Annotated in this window: 19 protein-coding genes; 5 read left to right on the forward strand and 14 right to left on the reverse strand. The window is 62.4% G+C overall.

Translation table 11 applies throughout. From position 1 onward, the window contains the following. Positions 1-5 precede the first annotated feature (5 nt). Both ACGLWX_RS06270 and ACGLWX_RS06275 read left to right on the forward strand, forming a co-directional pair. Positions 6-518 (forward strand): TIGR02281 family clan AA aspartic protease, encoded by a 513-nt coding sequence (locus tag ACGLWX_RS06270; RefSeq protein ID WP_396238274.1) that lies wholly within the window; start codon positions 6-8, stop codon positions 516-518. Positions 519-614: 96 nt separating this feature from the next. Further along, on the forward strand, positions 615-794 hold the full coding sequence (locus ACGLWX_RS06275; RefSeq protein WP_089713609.1) for a PLDc N-terminal domain-containing protein: 180 nt from the start codon (positions 615-617) through the stop codon (positions 792-794). A 157-nt stretch (positions 795-951) separates the two neighbouring features. Here the strand turns inward: ACGLWX_RS06275 and ACGLWX_RS06280 are convergent, their stop codons facing one another. Beyond that, positions 952-1092: a hypothetical protein gene (locus ACGLWX_RS06280; RefSeq protein ID WP_252106225.1), complete on the reverse strand. Its 141-nt coding sequence runs from the start codon at positions 1090-1092 to the stop codon at positions 952-954. 259 nt (positions 1093-1351) lie between these two features. Here ACGLWX_RS06280 and ACGLWX_RS06285 point away from each other — a divergent pair, with 259 nt between their 5' ends. Both ACGLWX_RS06285 and ACGLWX_RS06290 read left to right on the forward strand, forming a co-directional pair. Then, positions 1352-2059 carry a winged helix-turn-helix domain-containing protein gene (locus tag ACGLWX_RS06285; protein ID WP_252106226.1) on the forward strand — a complete coding sequence of 236 codons (708 nt, stop codon included), beginning with the start codon at positions 1352-1354 and terminating at the stop codon, positions 2057-2059. 47 nt (positions 2060-2106) lie between these two features. Then, positions 2107-3714 (forward strand): ATP-binding protein, encoded by a 1608-nt coding sequence (locus ACGLWX_RS06290; protein WP_396238276.1) that lies wholly within the window; start codon positions 2107-2109, stop codon positions 3712-3714. Here the strand turns inward: ACGLWX_RS06290 and ACGLWX_RS06295 are convergent. The 3 genes from ACGLWX_RS06295 to hemB all read right to left on the reverse strand — a co-directional run bounded on the left by ACGLWX_RS06295 (position 3677) and on the right by hemB (position 8031). Then, positions 3677-4615, reverse strand: coding sequence for a LysR family transcriptional regulator (locus ACGLWX_RS06295; RefSeq protein WP_252106228.1), 939 nt, complete (start codon positions 4613-4615; stop codon positions 3677-3679). The genes ACGLWX_RS06290 and ACGLWX_RS06295 overlap by 38 nt on opposite strands. A gap of 96 nt (positions 4616-4711) precedes the next feature. Then, positions 4712-6904: a polyphosphate kinase 1 gene (gene ppk1 / locus ACGLWX_RS06300; protein ID WP_396238278.1), complete on the reverse strand. Its 2193-nt coding sequence runs from the start codon at positions 6902-6904 to the stop codon at positions 4712-4714. Between the two features lie 113 nt (positions 6905-7017). After that, the gene (hemB, locus tag ACGLWX_RS06305; RefSeq protein ID WP_396238280.1) at positions 7018-8031 is read right to left on the reverse strand and encodes a porphobilinogen synthase; all 1014 of its coding nucleotides are present in this window, start codon (positions 8029-8031) and stop codon (positions 7018-7020) included. 165 nt (positions 8032-8196) lie between these two features. On the opposite strand from hemB, the gene elbB reads away from it, so the two are divergent. Next, positions 8197-8868 carry an isoprenoid biosynthesis glyoxalase ElbB gene (gene elbB, locus ACGLWX_RS06310; protein WP_396238282.1) on the forward strand — a complete coding sequence of 224 codons (672 nt, stop codon included), beginning with the start codon at positions 8197-8199 and terminating at the stop codon, positions 8866-8868. 78 nt (positions 8869-8946) lie between these two features. Here the strand turns inward: elbB and tatC are convergent, their stop codons facing one another. The 10 genes from tatC to hslV form a co-directional block, all read right to left on the reverse strand. Continuing rightward, positions 8947-9753 carry a twin-arginine translocase subunit TatC gene (gene tatC / locus ACGLWX_RS06315; protein ID WP_396238284.1) on the reverse strand — a complete coding sequence of 269 codons (807 nt, stop codon included), beginning with the start codon at positions 9751-9753 and terminating at the stop codon, positions 8947-8949. Then, the gene (gene tatB / locus ACGLWX_RS06320; protein WP_396238285.1) at positions 9750-10172 is read right to left on the reverse strand and encodes a Sec-independent protein translocase protein TatB; all 423 of its coding nucleotides are present in this window, start codon (positions 10170-10172) and stop codon (positions 9750-9752) included. The genes tatC and tatB overlap by 4 nt, the downstream gene beginning before the upstream one ends. Positions 10173-10175: 3 nt before the next feature. Next, complete coding sequence (tatA, locus tag ACGLWX_RS06325) at positions 10176-10445, reverse strand: Sec-independent protein translocase subunit TatA (protein ID WP_396238286.1); 270 nt, start codon at positions 10443-10445, stop codon at positions 10176-10178. A gap of 55 nt (positions 10446-10500) precedes the next feature. Beyond that, complete coding sequence (locus ACGLWX_RS06330) at positions 10501-10845, reverse strand: phosphoribosyl-ATP diphosphatase (RefSeq protein WP_252106235.1); 345 nt, start codon at positions 10843-10845, stop codon at positions 10501-10503. 104 nt (positions 10846-10949) lie between these two features. Continuing rightward, complete coding sequence (gene ubiB, locus ACGLWX_RS06335; protein WP_252106236.1) at positions 10950-12572, reverse strand: ubiquinone biosynthesis regulatory protein kinase UbiB; 1623 nt, start codon at positions 12570-12572, stop codon at positions 10950-10952. Further along, positions 12569-13237, reverse strand: coding sequence for an SCP2 domain-containing protein (locus tag ACGLWX_RS06340; RefSeq protein ID WP_396238287.1), 669 nt, complete (start codon positions 13235-13237; stop codon positions 12569-12571). Before ACGLWX_RS06340 ends, ubiB begins: the two co-directional genes overlap by 4 nt. A 52-nt stretch (positions 13238-13289) precedes the next feature. Further along, entirely contained in the window at positions 13290-14045 is a 756-nt protein-coding gene (ubiE, locus tag ACGLWX_RS06345; RefSeq protein WP_252106238.1) for a bifunctional demethylmenaquinone methyltransferase/2-methoxy-6-polyprenyl-1,4-benzoquinol methylase UbiE, read from the reverse strand. A gap of 167 nt (positions 14046-14212) precedes the next feature. Continuing rightward, positions 14213-14596 (reverse strand): gamma-butyrobetaine hydroxylase-like domain-containing protein, encoded by a 384-nt coding sequence (locus ACGLWX_RS06350; RefSeq protein ID WP_252106239.1) that lies wholly within the window; start codon positions 14594-14596, stop codon positions 14213-14215. A 120-nt stretch (positions 14597-14716) separates the two neighbouring features. Then, on the reverse strand, positions 14717-16039 hold the full coding sequence (gene hslU, locus ACGLWX_RS06355; RefSeq protein WP_252106240.1) for an ATP-dependent protease ATPase subunit HslU: 1323 nt from the start codon (positions 16037-16039) through the stop codon (positions 14717-14719). Between the two features lie 10 nt (positions 16040-16049). Beyond that, on the reverse strand, positions 16050-16583 hold the full coding sequence (gene hslV / locus ACGLWX_RS06360; RefSeq protein ID WP_252106241.1) for an ATP-dependent protease subunit HslV: 534 nt from the start codon (positions 16581-16583) through the stop codon (positions 16050-16052). Between the last annotated feature and the right edge of the window lie 163 nt (positions 16584-16746).

Raw genomic sequence — 16746 nt, forward strand, 5'->3', positions numbered from 1 at the left:
TGTGTATGACATCGCAACGCGCGCAGCGCGGCGGCATCGTGATGATGCTGCTTTTCTGGGTGCTGCTGATCGGCGCCGGCACCTGGCTGATCGACGGCGGTTTCAAGAACCTGACCACGCCCAACGCCCACGTCATCAACTCGGCACCCGACGGCGCGCCGGTGCGGCTTTCGCGCAATCGCTCCGGGCATTTCGAGGCGCCCGGGCGCATCAATGGCGAGCCGGTCACGTTTTTACTCGATACCGGCGCCACCTACGTGGCGGTGTCCACCGAGCTTGCCGAGCGGCTCTCGCTCACTTCCGGTCGCAGCGCCTGGTTCAATACCGCTAACGGCCGGGTGAAAGGCCATTTGACCGAACTCGACGAGGTAACTTTGGGGAGTTTGCAGGCCAATAACGTGCAGGGCTCGATCAGCCCCGGGATGGAGCGCGACACCGTGCTTTTAGGCATGAGCTTTCTGAATCTTTTCACCATCGAAATCACTGGCGGCGAAATGTTGCTACGCCTTCCACCTTGAGGACTGCACGGCGTCGATTCGTGGCCTCGCATGTTGAACACAAGGTGCTATGCTAAGCGAGTCACACAGGGACATCAGTACACAAGGAGAGTCGTTATGGGAATCGAAGTCGGCGGACTGCTGGGCCTTATTTGGTTGATTATCGTTATCTGGGCGATCGTGAAAGTCGCCAAAAGCTCGGCGGGCGGTCTTGCCAAGCTGATCTGGATTCTGGTGCTGCTGTTTTTCCCACTCATTGGACTCATCATCTGGTTCTTGTTCGGGCCCAAGGGATAGCGTCGTTACCGCAACACGAAAAAGCAGGCCCATGCGGGCCTGCTTTTTTTGTGCCTGTAAAACGTTGGTGCCTGTAAAACGTTGGTGCCTGTAAAACGTTGGTGCCGGTAAATTCAGGCGCGCCAAACCTTTATAGCCGGTTCAGGCGCCTGGAGCATCAATGCTGGGCGTTGTCGTCGCTGGACGGCGGGGCCTTGTAGTGGCCCGGAATGGTCAGCTTTTCGCCGTTGGGCAAATCGCGAACCTGGGTCGGTACATAAACCCGTTTGATGACGCTTTTGGTCTTGTGATTACTCATCGTTTTCTCCTGCCAGTAGCCAAATGAAAGGTTGACAACCGATAAAGGCCACATTAGCGCGGCCTGAAATGGTAATCAAGCGGGGGCGTGCTGAAAACGAGCGGCGCGTGAGGAAGTACGTATCGATGCCCACTTGCAATTTAAAACACAAACGTTAATAAATGGTAAGCAAGTGTTACCATGGAAGGGGGCTCCGTGTTATTAAGAGAGCCTGGGCCACTGAGGCAATGATCCATTATCAAGGAAGCGGGAGCCGCTCATGAACGACTGTCCCGATAAAGACCACGTGCTCATCATCGAAGACGATCAGCGCCTGGCCGGGTTAACCCGCGATTATCTGGAAAACAATGGTTTCAAGGTTACGGTGGAAGCCGACGGCGGCAAAGGGGTCGAGCGCATTCTCGAGCTGCAGCCGGATCTGGTAATTCTGGATCTGATGCTGCCCGGGGAAGACGGCCTGTCGATCTGCCGGCGGGTTCGCCATAACTTCGCCGGGCCGATCATGATGCTGACCGCGCGTACCGACGACCTGGACCAAGTGCTGGGGCTCGAAATGGGCGCCGACGACTACGTGCCCAAACCCGTGCAGCCCCGCGTACTGCTGGCCCGCATGCGCGCGCTGATGCGCCGCGCCGACGTGCCCACCGCCCCCAATGGCGAAGTACGGCTTCAGTTTTCCAATCTGGACATCGACAGCGCCACCCGCGAGGCGTTTCTGGACGGCGAGCGTATCGACCTGACCAGCGCCGAGTTCGATCTTCTGTGGCTCTTGGCGCGCAACGCCGGCAACGTCCTGACACGGGAAGAGATATTCAGCGATCTGCGCGGCATCAAGTACGACGGCCAGGACCGTTCCATCGACGTGCGCGTGTCGCGTATTCGACCCAAGATCGGCGACGACCCCCATCAGCCGCACCGTATCAAGACCGTTCGCAGCAAGGGCTACCTCTTTGTCAAGGATAGCTGACGGTACTGTTGCCTTCGCAGCGAACGCGTACCCGCGAGGTAGGTCTCATGCCGCGCGTGCCTAGCCAGGGATCCTTTCTCCGCTTTTACGTGCTGCTGGGTCTGGCCCTGTGCGTCGTCTTTTTGCTCTCCATCGGCGGGCGTACTTTCATCGAGCAGGTGCGCCGCGAGGAGTTTCGCGAAGAGCTCGCAAGCCTGCCCATGACGCTGATGACCCGCCAGCTTGCCACGCTCGCGCTCGAGCGCCGCGCCGAGCGGCTGGAAACCTTCGCCCGCCAGTTCGGCATGCAGCTCACTCTCATTCCCGTGGCGGACGCCGCGCCTGGCTATTTCGAGGCCGCCCGGCTGCAGCGCGGTCGCCTGATGATCGACGAAGACCCGTGGCAGCTTCGCCAGCTCATTCCCGGCGACTCCTTCGAGCAGGGAACGCTTTTGAGTGCGACCCTCATGGGCTGGAGCGAGCGCCAGTGGCAGGCAAGCGTGGCGCTGCTTGGCGACTGGCTCGGCCAGACCCCGCCGGACGAGCGCCCGGCGCTGCTCTCCGAGCTGCGCTTGTCCCACTGGCCGCTGACGCTACTAACCACGCCGCCCGAAGACCTGACGACCCTTCAGCGTCAAGCGCTGGCGCGCGGCGAGGTCGTGACAAGACTGGTCACCGAGCAGCTGACGCTATCGTTTCTCTACAGCGTGCCTGGAAGCGACGAGTGGCTGAAGGTCGGCCCGATCCCGCGCCACGAAACCATGCCGCTGGGGCTTCACCTGCCGCTACTCATCGGCGTCATGGCGGTGCTGAGTCTGATCATCTATCTGATCATGCGCAGCATCGAGGCGCGCATGGCGCGTTTGGAGCTTGCCGCCACCCGCATCGCCAGCGGCCGGCTCGAAACTCGCGTGAAGGTCGAAAGCGGTGACTTTTTGGGCCGGCTGGGAATGGCCTTCAACGCCATGGCAAGCCAGGTACAGACGCTTTTGAAAGGCCAGCAGGAGATGATTCGCGCGGTGTCCCACGAGCTAAGAACGCCGGTGGCGCGCATTCGTTTTGCCGTGCAAATGGTCGAGGACATGACCGAAGAGCCATCGATTCGCCATCAGCTCCAGGGGATCGACGCCGACATCGCCGAGCTTGACGACTTGGTCGACGAGATTTTGACCTACGCTCGCTTGGGCGGCGGGCCGGATCACGGTGACCCGCTGGAAATGGTGCCAATGGAGTGCTGCGCCATGGCGAGCCGCGTGATCGACGCGCTGACGCCGCTGCACAAGTCGCTGTCGATCACGCTCGAAGCGGACAGCGACATCGAGCTTCTGGCCGAGCCGCGCTATCTACAGCGGGCGCTGCAAAACCTGGTCAGCAACGCCTGCCGCCACGGGCGCACTCAGGTCGTCATTCGGCTGTGGGACGAGCCGCAGCTGGTGCGCTTCGACGTCGAGGACGACGGCCCGGGCGTGCCGGTAGAGGCGCGCAGCGACATCTTCAAACCCTTCGCGCGGCTGGACGACAGCCGCGCGCGAAGCTCCGGCGGCTATGGCCTGGGGCTCTCTATCGTACAGAAAGTCATGTCTGGCCACGGCGGCAGCGTCACCGTCGACGAAAGCCCCAAGCTTGGCGGCGCGCGCTTTACGCTGTTGATTCCTCGTCGGGAGTCGCCGGTTTGACGCCGCTGAGCACCGCAAACGAGGTTTCCCGTGCGGTGCGCAGAAAGTCGCGCATCCAAGGCGTGGCGCGGGTTTCTTCGCGAATCGCCGCGAACAGCGTGCTCCAGATCCCCGTTTCGCCGAGCGTCACTGCGCTTACGTAGTCGCGCTCCAGATACTCGGTCAGCGCCCAGTTGGGCAGCGCACACACGCCGCGCCCGCTGGCCACCAGCTGCATCATCATGATGGTGAGCTCGGCGGTTCGAATCTCTTTCGGACGTACCTGGGCGGGGCTCAGAAACTGGGTGAAAACGTCCAGCCTTGAGTGCTCCACCGGGTAGGTGATCAGTGTCTCTTCGGCTAGCTCCTGAGGGGTGACGAAGCCCTTTTTGGCGAAGGGGTGCTGGCGCGCCACGGCTAGAAGGCCCTCGTAGCGAAACAGCGGCGCGTAGTGGATGCCGTCGATCGGCTGCGGGTCGGCGGTGATCACCAGATCGAGCTGCTCGCGGGCCAGCGCCGGTAGCGGGTCGAAGTGGTGGCCGCTCGGGATGTCGATCTCTATTTCCGGCCAGTGATCGCGAAAGTAGTCCACCGTCGGCATCAGCCACTGAAAGCAGCTGTGGCACTCGATCGCCATGTGAAGCCGGCCCTGCTCGGTACCGGCAAGCCTCGCCAGGTCGCGCTCGGCGCGGCGCACCGCGGGCAGAAGCTCGTCGGCCAGCGCAAGAAGGCGAAGCCCCGCGCGGGTGAACTCCACCGGGCGTGTCTTGCGCACGAACAGCGGGCTTGCCACCCGGTTTTCCAGATCCTTCAACTGATGCGATAGCGCCGACTGGGTGAGGTGAACGCGCTCGGCGGCCTCGACCAGCGAGCCGGTTTCGCGAAGCGCGATCAGAGTGCGCAAATGGCGTAGTTCGAGCATGGCAAAAATTCACGATTAGAGATGAACGTATTAGTGTCGTTCATTCTAAGGCAGAGCGCGTTGTAACACACCTCACATCTTATCCCTCATACCTCGCTAGCTTTTTGAAGCATAGGCGTACAGCAGCGTCTCCTGAGCGCTTATCGGGTCGCTCTTGCCCGGGCTTTGCAGGTGGTAGCTGCCGTCGCTTTCCAGAATCCAGCTCTGGCAGTTGTCTACCAGATAGGTCTCCAAATCCTTGCGCACGCGGTTGGCGAGCTTTTTGTCCTTGAGCAGAAAACAGGTTTCGACCCGGTGGAACATGTTGCGCGTCATGAAGTCGGCGCTGGCGCACCAGGTCTCCGGTTTGCCGCCGTTGTGAAAGTGGAATACCCGGGTGTGCTCGAGAAACCGGCCGATGATCGAGCGCACGCGAATGTTCTCCGATACCCCCTTTACCCCAGGGCGCAGGCTGCACATGCCGCGAATGATCAGATCGCACTCCACGCCGGCCTGGGAGGCGCGGTAGAGCGCCTTGATCAGCTTGGGCTCGGTCAGCGAGTTGCACTTGATGATGATATGACCGCGCTTGCCGCGGGCGGCGAACTGCGCCTCGCGATCGATCATTTCGATCAGCCGCGCGTGCAGCGTGAAGGGGGCGTGGAGGAGGGTATCGATCTTGCGCGTCTGGCCCATGCCGGAGAGCTGCTGGAAGACGCGGAGGACGTCGGCGCAAAGCGCCTGATTGGCGGTCATGAGGCTGTAGTCGGTGTAGAGCCTTGCGGTTTTGGCGTGGTAGTTGCCGGTGCCCAGGTGGGCGTAGTGTCTGAGCTCACCGCCTTCGCGACGCACGATGTGGATCATCTTGGCGTGGGTCTTGTAGGCCATGATGCCGTAGATCACGATCGCGCCGGCCTCCTGCAGGCGCGAGGCAAGCTGCAGGTTATCGGCCTCGTCGAACCGCGCGCGCAGCTCGATCACCACGGTGACCTCCTTGCCCTGGCTTGCCGCCTCCACCAGCGCGCCGACGATGGAGGAGTCCGCGCCGGTGCGATAAAGCGTCTGCTTGATCGCCAGCACGTCCGGGTCGCGAGCCGCTTCGCGCAGCAGATCCTCGATCGGTGAGAACGCCTGGAACGGGTGGTGCAGCAAAATGTCCTGCTGGCGAATAGCGTTGAAGAGGCTGCCCTCCTTCAGCCCTTTGGGCACGCTCGGGATAAAGGGGCGGTACACAAGCTCCGGGCGATCGACGTCGCCCAGTACCGACATCATGCGCGTCAGGTTCACCGGCCCCTCGACCCGGTACAGGTCATCCTCGGTCAGGTCGAACTGGTGTAGCAGAAATCCGGTCAGCCTTTCTGGGCAGTTGTTGGCCACCTCCAGGCGTACGCCGCTGCCGTAGCGCCGGGCCAGAAGCTCGCCTCTGAGCGCCGAGGCGAGATCCGACACCTCTTCCGGGTCGACGCTTAGATCCGCGTTGCGGGTCAAGCGGAACTGATAGCAGCCCAGCACGCGCATGCCGGGGAAAAGCTCCTCGGCATGCGCGTGAATCATCGACGAAAGGAAGACGTACTCGGAGAAGCCCTCGGCGCAGAGCTCACGCGGCAGCGCGATCAGCCGCGGCAGCGAGCGCGGGGCGGGCAGGATCGCCATGCCGCCGGCGCGCCCGAACGCGTCCTTGCCCTCGAGCTCGACGATGAAGTTGAGGCTCTTGTTCACCAGCCGGGGAAACGGGTGCGACGGGTCGAGGCCGATCGGGCTGATCACCGGCATGATTTCGCGATCAAAAAACGCGCGAACCCAGGCGCGCTGCTCGTCACACCACTGGTCGCGGCGGCGAAAGCGCAGCCCCTGGGCTTCCAGCGCCGGAAGTAGGGTGTTGTTGAGAATTTGATACTGGCGGCGAATCTGGCGGTGCGCGGTGTCGGAAATTTCGGCCAGCACCGCCTTGGGCAGCCGGCCGTCGGCGGAGGCGGCGTTGTCGTTGAGTGCCACCTGGTGTTTCAGCCCGGCCACGCGAATCTCGAAAAACTCGTCCATGTTCGAGGAAAAAATCAGCAGAAACATCAGCCGGTTCAACAGCGGGTGAGCGTCGTCGAGGGCCTGTTCGAGCACGCGGATGTTGAACTGCAGGTGGGAAAGCTCGCGGTTGAAGTAGAGCGCTGGGTCGTCCAGATCGGTCTGGCCGAGCGCCTCCTTCGCCTGGACACCGGTGGGGGTGCGGTTGATACGAAGCGGAAGGCTCTCGCCTTCAGCGCTTGACGAATCGGCACCGGAAAGCGGTGTCGCGTCGGACGATTGCATCTCCATGACGAATTCCCCGCAGAATGGGCGGTGCGCCTTGTTGGCGCTTCCTTTGACCTTAGTGTGTTGCGCCCGATTCTGCAGGAGAAAGATGACAGTTGCGTGTCACGCGAACCCGGTTAGCGTTGGGCGCTTAGCAGCCGCGCGGCGTCGAGGGCGAAGTAGGTCAGAATGCCGTCGGCGCCGGCGCGCTTGAAGCACATCAGCGATTCGAGAATCACCGCGTCGGCGTCGAGCCAGCCGTTATCGAAAGCGGCGCGGTGCATGGCGTACTCGCCGCTCACTTGGTAGGCGAAGGTGGGCACACCAAGCTCGCTTTTGACCCGGCGGACCACGTCCAGATACGGCATGCCGGGCTTGACCATTACCATGTCGGCGCCCTCAGAAATGTCGAGCGCGACCTCGTGGATTGCCTCGTCGGTATTGGCCGGGTCCATCTGATAAGTGCGCTTGTCGGCTTTGCCCAGATTGCCCGCCGAGCCCACCGCGTCGCGAAATGGGCCGTAATAGGCGGAGGCGTACTTGGCGCTGTAGGCCATGATGCGAATGTTGTGCAGGTTGTCCTGCTCGAGCACCCGGCGAATGGCGCCGATGCGCCCATCCATCATGTCCGAAGGGGCGAGCACGTCGGCGCCGGCTTCGGCGTGAGAGAGGGCCTGCTTCAACAGCGTGTCGACGGTGCGGTCGTTCTGCACGTAGCCGTGCTCGTCGAGAATACCGTCCTGGCCGTGGCTGGTGTAGGGGTCCAGCGCCACATCGGTAATGATGCCGAGCTCCGGCAGCGCCGCTTTTAGGGCGCGCACGCTGCGCTGGATTAGCCCGCCCGCGTTGTAGGCCTCTTCGGCGAACTCGCTTTTATGCTCCGGGCCGACCACGGGGAACAGTGCCAGCGCCGGAATACCGAGCTCGAAGGCCTCGCGCGCCTGCTCGATCAAAAGATCGATGGAGAGGCGCTCGACGCCGGGCATGGAGGCGACGGCTTCGCGCTGGTTCTCGCCTTCCAGTACGAACACCGGCAGGATGAGGTCGCTTGGCGTCAGCGTGGATTCCTGCATCAGCCGGCGGGAAAAGTCGTCACGGCGCATACGGCGCATGCGGGTGGCGGGAAACTGACGGGGGCCTGGTGTGCTCAAATGTACTCTCCGCTCGAAGCTGACAGGAATGTCCGTGGCCTTGAGTATATCAGCCATGCTCTACGGCGAAAGCCGCCTTGTGGAGGGTGTGAAGAGTGATTAGAGTGTCGACTCCACACTATCGCTCGCCGTTAAAGATCATGGGTATTACCAAGGGAGACAGGCATGAGCAAAAAAGTAGCAGTGATTCTGGCCGGCTGCGGCGCTTATGATGGATCGGAGATCCATGAGGCGACTCTGACGCTGTTGCGCCTCGACCAGCTCGGCATCGCCTACCGCGCCTTTGCGCCGGACATCGATCAGCATCACGTGATCAATCACCTCTCCCAAGAGGCCGAGGAAGGCGAGACGCGCAACGTGTTGAAGGAGTCGGCGCGGCTCGTGCGCGGCGATATCCAGCCCATCACCGAGCTCGACGCCGATGACTTCGATGCGGTCATCGTCCCCGGCGGCTTCGGCGTGGCCAAAAACCTCTGCGACTTCGCCGAGAAGGGCGACGCCATGAGCGTGCTCGAAAGCCTGAAAGCCCCGCTTGCCGCTTTCAAGGAGGACGCCAAGCCGATCGGGTTGATGTGCATCGCCCCGGTGCTGGTACCCCGGCTGCTGGGCGACGGCATTTCGGTGACCATTGGGCGCGACCCGAGCGTTGCCGGGGCGATCAGCGCCATGGGCGGGCTGCACAAAAGCTGCGACGTCGACGATATCGTCGTCGACCTGGAGCACCGGGTCGTCACCACCCCCGCCTACATGCAGGCCCAAAGCATTGGGGAAGCCGCCACCGGTATCTTCAAGCTGGTCGAGCGCATCGATGAGATGATCGATCAGACCAACAAGTAGCCAGCGCTAACGCTTTGACAAAGCGAAAAAAGCCTCTGCCGACGCAGAGGCTTTTTTATGGCGACAAGAGGGAAACGACTACTCGCCGCTCTCCTCGGCCTCGGCCTCGGCACGCAGCTGGCGCCTGCGCACCAGTCGGCCGAACAGCAGGCCGACCTCGTAGAGCAGGTACATCGGAATGGCCAGCAGGCTCTGGGAGATGATGTCCGGCGGAGTAAGCAGCATGCCGATCACGAAGCACCCTAGGATGATGTAGGGGCGCTTTTGCGACAGGCTCTGCACCGTGGTGGCGCCGGAGAGAATCAGCAGGAAGGTGGCGATGGGAATCTCGAAGGCCACGCCAAAGGCGAAAAACAGCTTCAGCACGAAGTTCAGGTACTGATTGATGTCGGTCATCACCGCCACGTTTTCCGGCCCGGTCTGGGTGAAAAACTCGAACAGCAGCGGGAAGACGACGTAGTAAGCGAAGGCCGCGCCGGCGTAAAAGAGCGCTACACTCGACACTAGAATCGGAATCGCCAGCGCCTTTTCGTTATCGTAGAGCCCGGGCGCCACGAACGCCCAGGCCTGGTGGAGCACGAAGGGGATCGCCAGAAATACCGCCACCACCAGAGTGAGCTTGAACGGCGCCAAAAAAGGCGAGGCCACTTCCGTGGCGATCATCTGCGAGCCCGCCGGCAACAGCGCGATTAGAGGCTCGGCGACGAAGCCGTAGATGTCGTTGGCAAAGGCGTAGAGCGCCAGAAACATCACCAGTACCACCGCCACCGCCTTGATGAGCCGCGAGCGCAGCTCGATCAGGTGCTCGACCAGCGGCGCCTGGCTTAACTCCTCGCGCGGACGCTGGTCTTTATGCGAAGGGGGATAGTCGCCCGGGTTGCTCATGGCTGGCTGCGGTCCTTGTTCGGGTCGGCCTCGGCGGGCGTGGTATCGCTTTGCGGTGCTGGCGTCTCGTGAACGTTTTCGAGCGCATCGTCGAGCCGGGCGCTGGCACGGGCGGCGCGTTTTTCGGTGTCTTCGCTGGTCTGCTTTGCGTGCGAAGCGGGCGAGGCGATGCTCTCCACGTCACGCTTGGCCTGCTTTAGGCTCTGGTCGAGTTTTTTCTGCTGCTCGCTGATTTTCTGGCGCAGCTCCTCGGCTTCGAGCTGGGCGCTGATTTCGCGCTGCATGCCGGATACCGTCCGCTTGATTTTGCCGATCCACATGCCGGTGGTACGCGCCGCCTTCGGCAGACGCTCGGGGCCGAGCACTAACAGCCCGACGATGCCGATCAGCATGAGTTCGAGAAAGCCGATATCCAGCATGGCTTATGGGCGCTCTTCGCGCTGCTGCTCGGCCTTGCGCTTCTCTTCGGCCTGCACATCAAAAGTGTTGCCCGGTTCTTCGTGGGCGACCTTGGCGGCATCCTTTTCAGAGGCTTTCTCTTTTTCCTTGTCTTCTTCGCTCATCGCGCTTTTGAAGCCTTTCACCGCGCCGCCCAGGTCGGTGCCGACGTTGCGCAGTTTTTTGGTGCCGAAAATCAAAATGATGATGCCCAATACAATCAATAGCTGCCAGATACTGATGCCACCTAACATGGTCGTTTCCTCATAAGGCCTTGGCGTAAAACGCGTGGAAAGGGCGTGGGCGGTGCTAACGGGACGCTTTTTCGTCGTGGCCGGAGACCCCGAAGCGCCGCGCCAGCTCGTCGAGCACGCGCTGATGGTCGAGCTCCAAATGCGAGAGCATCACCATGCTATGAAACCATAGATCCGCGGTTTCGGCGATAAGTGCCTGGCGCGCCTGCTCGTCGCCGTGTTCGGCGTCTCTAGCGGCCAGCACGGTTTCGAACGCTTCCTCGCCCACTTTCTCCAGAATCTTGTTGAGCCCCTTGTGATGCAGCGAGGCCACGTAGGACGCCTCGGGCGCGGCATGGCGCCGCTCGGCAAGAACCTGGGCTAGGTGATCCAGAACGGGCGTGGTCGCGGTAGTGCTCATCGAAATCCTTGGCGTTGGCGCGAATCGAACCCGCAAAAGAGGCGCGGGCGTGTTGTTGAGAGTGTCGTTGTGAGTGCTGTCGAGTTAGCGTATCACAAACGCCGTTACTGCCATAAAAGCAGTGCCAGCCCGGCAGCGGCCGCGGCCAGCACCTGCCAGGGCTGCGCCAGCGCCCACTCGCTCAGCGGCTGCCAGGCAAGTGCTACGGCCACCAGCGCGATGCCAACGCGCAGGCGGTGGTGGCGCTTTTTCTGCTGGGTGAATTTCTCGTCGAGCCGGGTAATGGCGTGGGCCTGCTGGTGGCGCTGGCGGTGCTCCTGCTCCATGCGTGATAGCGCCTGGTGGGCCAGCACCGGAAGCTCGGGCAGCTGGTGGGAAAGCTCCGGCGCTTGGCGCTTGAGCGACTCCCAAAGCCCGCCAATGCCGGCGCGCTCTTTCATCCACTGCTCGAGATAGGGCTTGGCGGTGCTCCATAGATCGAGCTCCGGGTAGAGCTGGCGCCCCAAACCCTCAATGTTGAGAAGCGTTTTTTGCAGCAGCACCAGCTGCGGCTGGACTTCCATGTTGAAGCGGCGAGCGGTCTGGAAAAGCCCTAAAAGCACCTGGCCAAAGGAGATGTCCTTGAGCGGCTTTTCGAGAATCGGCTCGCACACGGTGCGAATGGCGGCGGCGAACTCGTTGGCGCGGGTATTTTCCCCGACCCAGCCGGATTCGATGTGAAGCGCGGCCACCTCGTAATAGTCCTGATGGAAAAACGCCAGCAGGTTGCGCGCCAGGTAATCTTGGTCTTCCCGGGTAAGGCTGCCGACGATGCCGCAGTCGATGGCGATGTACTGCGGGTCTTCCGGGTTGTCGGCGTTGACGAAGATGTTGCCCGGGTGCATGTCGGCGTGAAAGAAGTTGTCGCGAAACACCTGGGTGAAGAAAAGCTCGACGCCGCGCTCGGCGAGTTTCTTGAGGTTGACGCCTTGCTTGATCAGCGTGTCGAGATCCGCCACCGGCACGCCGCGAATGCGCTCCTGAACCATGACGTGGCGCCGGGTGAAGGGCCAGTAAATGGTGGGCACGAAGAGAAGCGCCGAATCCTTGAAATTGCGCTTGAGCTGAGAGGTATTGGCGGCTTCCTTGTACAGGTCGAGCTCGTCGAACAGCGTCGATTCGTAGTCGCGAATGACCTCGACCGGGCGCAGACGCTTGGCCTCGGGCACCCGGGCCATCAGCTTGGCGGCTCTGTACATCAGCGCCATGTCCTGGCGCATCACCGCGTCGATACCGGGGCGGATGATCTTGACCACCACCTCTTCGCCGGTGTGAAGCGTGGCGGCGTGAACCTGGGCGATCGAGGCGGAGGCGAGAGGGGCGCGATCAAACCGGGCAAAGGCCTGCTCGAGGGACATCTCGAGCTCACGCTCCACCCGCGCCACGGCGAGCTCGCCGGGAAATGGCGGCACCTGATCCTGCAGACGTCTAAGCTCATCAGAAATGTCGTCGGGCAGAAGATCGCGCCGGGTGGAGAGCATCTGGCCGAACTTGATGAAGATCGGCCCGAGTGACTCCAGCGACAGACGCAGGCGCTCGGCGCGGGAGCGCTTGCCTACCGGAATCAGGCGCAGCGGTAAAAACCACATCATCACGCGCAGCCAAAGCGGCAGCCGCTCCATGGGAATCAGCGTGTCGAGGCGGTGGCGCGCGATAACCCACAGAATCTTGAACAGCCGCAGGCTCATGTAAAGCGCTCCCGAGCCGGGTCGGCGTTCTTGTTGAGCCCCGCGTTCAAGCGCCGTGTCAGGCGATCGAGGCGCGCTTCCAGCCGGTCGGTGGCCATGTCCAGATCGGTCAGGGCGTCGCGTAGCACGTCGCGCTGCGCCCGTCCCGGGAGCATCCGCGCCTCTTCGAAAACGTACTCGGAGAGATCCTGTAAAAGCTCATCTTTTGCACGCAGCCCGAAACGGTTCAGGCGGCGAACGCCTTCGGCCAGCGAGTGGGCGGGCGTTGCGCCGATCCAGCCGGCAAGCTCGCCTTCCCAGTCGAGCTCCAGATCGAAAAACAGATCGCGGGTCGCTTCCAACAGGCCAATACGCCCGCGCACCGCGAGCTTGCCGTCGAACATCAGCCGCTCGATCGAGGCGCCGCTGAGCCACTCCGAAAACGTTTCCGGGGTCAGCTCGACGGTTGCATCCGCCTCAGCTTCATCCACCTCGTCACCGGGGAGCAGGTCGACGCCGGTTTCATGATAGGCGAGCAAAAGCGCCAGGTGCGGTTTTTCTAGCCGGACCAACAGCTGGCTGCCCGCGAGGGCCGCCAGCCGGTTGGGTGCGGCCGGGTCGCGGGCGAGCAGGGCATTCAGCGTGCGTTCGCATCCAGCCAGAAGCAGGGGCGGGGTCAATCGCATGCGCGCCTCGATTGTCGCGTCAATGGAGCGGGAAGCGTTGCGCTGCCAGGCGTCATAGCTTGATGCCGCGGTGAAGCGCGACGATACCGCCGGTGAGGTTGGTGTACTCCACCCGCTCGAGCCCCGCGGCTTCCATCATCGCCTGCAGCGTCGGCTGGTCCGGGTGCATGCGAATCGATTCGGCCAGGTAGCGGTAGCTCTCTCCGTCTTTCGCCACCAGCTCACCGATTTTCGGCAGAAAGCGAAACGAGTACTCGTCGTAGGCCTTGCTTAGCAGCGGGTTGCCAGGCTTGGAGAACTCCAGCACCAAAAGCCGCCCGCCGGGCTTGAGTACCCGCGCCATGGATCGCAGCGCGGCGTCCTTATCGGTGACGTTACGAAGCCCAAAGGCGATGGTGATGCAGTCGAAGTGGTTGTCCGGGAAGGGCAGGTTCTCGGCGTTGGCCTGCACGTACTCGACGTTGCCGCCCACGCCCTGGTCGATCAGCTTATCGCGGCCGACGTTCAGCATCGAGGCGTTGATATCGGCCAGCACCACCTTGCCGCGCGGGCCGACCATGCGCGAAAACTTGAGCGTCAGATCGCCGGTGCCCCCGGCGATGTCCAGCACCCGGTGACCGGGGCGCACACCAGAGCGCTCGATGGTCAGGCGCTTCCATACCCGGTGAATGCCAAAGGACATCAGGTCGTTCATCACGTCGTAGCGCGCGGCCACTGAGTGAAACACATCCGCGACTCGCGAGGCTTTCTCGTCGAGCGGGACTTCCTGATAGCCAAAATGGGTGGTGCGCTTTTCCGTGGGGCTCATGAGGCGACGGGCTCCCGAGTTCGAGGCGGATATCGATGACGTTGCGATCATCGCTGGTTTAGGTTGGCTGTATTGTAGCCTTCTCCCGGCGGTTTTGTCTGCGCCCGGGTCACTTAACCGCGGCGCATGCTTCTCTCTGTAAGGCCGACTTTCAGCACGTTAGCGCCTCAAAGCTGTTTGAACTGAATGCCCGCCGGCTCGCGGGAGGCGCCGGCGTCGCTGAGCGCCTGCAGATACTCCGCCCAGTAGGCGTCCTGCTGGGTGGCGAGTTCATAAAGATAGTCGTAGCTGTAGAGACCGCTGTCGTGGCCGTCGTCGAAGTGCAGCTTGAGCGCGTAGTGGCCGACCTGGCTGATGTCCATCAGGCCCACGTCGCGCTTGCCGGTTTGCAGCACGGCGGTGTCGGCGCCGTGGCCGCGCACCTCCGCCGAGGGCGAGTAGACGCGCAGAAGCTCGATCGGCACGCGGTAGTGCCGATCCCCCGGGTAGGTGAGCTCCAGCAGGCGGTTTTTCTTGTGGTAGTGCACGTGGGTGGGAATCGGGCTATCCATCGGGTGAACTCCCCAAAGCGGTTATCGACGCGGTAATGAGCAAACGGGCGAGTGAATCACCCGCCCGTTTGCGTTGTTGGTTTTAACGACGGCATGTGGCCGTCAGGCCTTGCAGCGCCGTTATAGAATATAGCGCGACAGGTCCTCGTCGACGGCCAGCTCGCCCAGCTGTGCGTTGACGTAGTCGGCGTCGACCACCAGTGGGCTATCCATATCGCCGCCCTTGAACGACGCCTCTTCGAGCAGGCGCTCCATCACGGTGTGCAGGCGGCGGGCGCCGATGTTTTCGGTGCCTTCGTTGACCTGCCAGGAGATCTCGGCGATACGCTCGATGCCGTCCTGAGTGAAGTCGACGTCCAACCCTTCGGTGGCGAGCAGCGCCTGATACTGCTTGGTCAGCGAGGCCGAGGGCTCGGTCAAAATGCGCTTGAAGTCGTGAGGCGTGAGCGCATCGAGCTCGACGCGAATCGGCAGGCGGCCCTGAAGCTCCGGAATTAGATCCGACGGGCGCGAGAGATGAAACGCGCCGGAGGCGATAAACAGGATATGGTCGGTCTTGACCATGCCGTACTTGGTGGAGACGGTCGAACCCTCGATCAGCGGCAGCAGATCGCGCTGCACGCCTTCGCGGGAGACTTCGCCACCGCTCGACTGGCCGCTGCCCTTGGCCACCTTATCGATCTCGTCCAGAAACACGATGCCGTGCTGCTCGACTGACTCCACCGCGCGGGCCTTGATCTCTTCCTCGTTGACCAGCTTGCCGGCTTCCTCGTCGCGCAGCAGCACCAGCGCCTCTTTCACCGTGACCTTGCGATGCTCGCGCTTTTGCTGGCCCATGTTGGAAAAGAGACTCTGCAGCTGGTTGGTCATCTCCTCCATGCCTGGCGGGGTCATGATGTCCACGCCCTGGCCTTGAGACGACACCTCGATCTCGATCTCCTTGTCGTCGAGCTGACCTTCGCGGAGCTTCTTGCGAAACGACTGGCGGGTGGCGTTCTCTTCGCGCGGCTTGTCTTCCTGACCGCGGGGCGGCGGCAGCAGGGCGTCGAGTACACGGTCTTCCGCGGCGTCCTCGGCGCGGTGGCCGACCTCTTCCTTGGCGTGCTCGCGGACCATCTTGATCGCTGCTTCCATCAGGTCACGAATGATCGACTCGACGTCGCGGCCGACATAGCCGACCTCGGTGAACTTGGTCGCTTCCACCTTGATGAACGGCGCGCGGGCGAGCTTGGCCAGGCGCCGGGCGATCTCGGTCTTGCCCACGCCGGTCGGGCCGATCATGAGGATGTTCTTGGGCGTGACTTCCGGGCGCAGGTCCGTGTCGAGCTGCATGCGCCGCCAGCGGTTGCGAAGCGCAATCGCCACGGCGCGCTTGGCGTCCTGCTGGCCAATAATGTACTGATCGAGGGCGTGAACGATTTCGCGGGGTGTCATCTGGGTCATGAAAAAAGCCTCAACGGTCGTCGATGTTCAGCTCTTCGAGCGTGACGTGGTGGTTGGTGAATACGCAGATGTCGCCCGCGATTTGCAGGGATTTTTCGGTGATTTCTCGCGCGCCGAGCTCGGTGTTCTCGAGAAGGGCGCGGGCGCTGGCCTGGGCGAAGTTGCCGCCGGAGCCGATGGCGATGATGCCGCGCTCTGGCTCGACGACGTCGCCGTTACCGGTGATGATCAGGGAGGCGCTGTGATCCGCCACGGCTAACAGCGCCTCGAGCCGGCGGAGCGCGCGGTCGGTACGCCAGTCTTTCGCCAGCTCCACGGCGGCCTTGGTCAGATGGCCCTGGTATTTCTCGAGCTGCGCTTCGAAACGCTCGAACAGGGTGAAGGCGTCCGCCGTGCCGCCGGCGAAGCCCGCAAGCACCTTGCCCCGGTAGAGGCGGCGCACTTTGCTGGCATTGCCCTTCATCACGGTATTGCCAAGTGATACCTGGCCGTCGCCGGCGAGGGCGACCTGGTTGCCGCGGCGTACGGATACGATCGTGGTCATGGAGATGACTCCTTGAGGGAGAAAAGACTCCCGATAACTTATCGGCCGCCTTGCGGCCGCAACTAAAGCGCGTAAAAACCTGAGCGATTCACCACAAAATGCGGGCGGTCGATAAAAAATCAACCGCCCGCTTAGGGTTCTGCCTGGCTTTTATGACCGCGCC

Origin of the sequence: Halomonas sp. HMF6819, assembly GCF_044335525.1 — a bacterium.
Taxonomy (GTDB): Bacteria; Pseudomonadota; Gammaproteobacteria; order Pseudomonadales; family Halomonadaceae; genus Vreelandella.